Source organism: Vibrio sp. 03_296 (assembly GCF_002265885.1).
This window is the reverse complement of the sequence record NZ_NPKW01001269.1, coordinates 1-779: the sequence shown is the minus strand read 5'-3', so window position 1 is coordinate 779 and position 779 is coordinate 1. Positions and strand designations below refer to the sequence as shown.

General features: G+C 42.7%; 1 protein-coding gene and 1 pseudogene. Both read left to right on the top strand.

Translation table 11 applies throughout. The features are described 5' to 3' along the window. Positions 1-81: 81 nt before the first annotated feature. Positions 82-394, top strand: a pseudogene (locus CIK04_RS31495) (transposase); the annotation flags it as partial. Between the two features lie 84 nt (positions 395-478). Further along, positions 479-779 (top strand): transposase domain-containing protein (locus CIK04_RS31490; RefSeq protein ID WP_176463489.1); only part of this gene is annotated, 301 nt, incomplete at its 3' end.

Genomic DNA, 779 nt, shown 5'->3' with positions numbered 1-779 from the left:
ATCAGATAGAACTCCAAGCATCACACTCGAATAGTCTTCTGGGTCTCGAGCCCGCATTTCGCAAGCAAGAGTTAGCTTATTATGAATACAAATACACTTCAAAACATTAATGTCGGCGTTGATACAGGTAAGACACAACTTGATATCTATATCCGCCCTCTCGATATCTATTTAATGTCACAAATGATGAAAAGGCATCAAACAAGCCGTTCGCACTATTGCTAAATATCATCCAGAACGGATTGTTATTGAAGCAACCGGTCGATTGGAGATGCCATTCATCTTAGCGTGTGAAAAAGCCAATCTGCCTTATGTCATCGCTAACCCATTACACATCAAAAAGTTTTCTGGTGCTCTTGGCAATAAAGCGAAAAACGACCGCCTAGATGCGCAATGTAGATCAGATAAGGATCGGTTGACCGATCCTCTGAATGATGAGATCAATCGGTAAACCTGTTTATAGGTTTCCGATTTTTTATTGTCTATCCAAAACTATTTTGCTGACTTTCTTGAAGAGAGTCCTGTTGATGTCGCTCAGCTAACCACCTTCTCCGAGCATATTCCTGATGAGTGGGTTGCTAAAGCGGCAACACTTTCCGATAAAGCGACAATTCGTCGACGTCGTTTACCTAGTGATATGGTTCTTTGGCTTATTGTTGGAATGGCGTTTTTCCGCAATGAGTCTATTGCAGAAGTCGCACGGCGAATGAATGTCTGTGCCGAGGGCTTAGCCGATGAGGAACTGCTAGCTAAAAGTGCTTTAACGCAAGCAAGGCAAC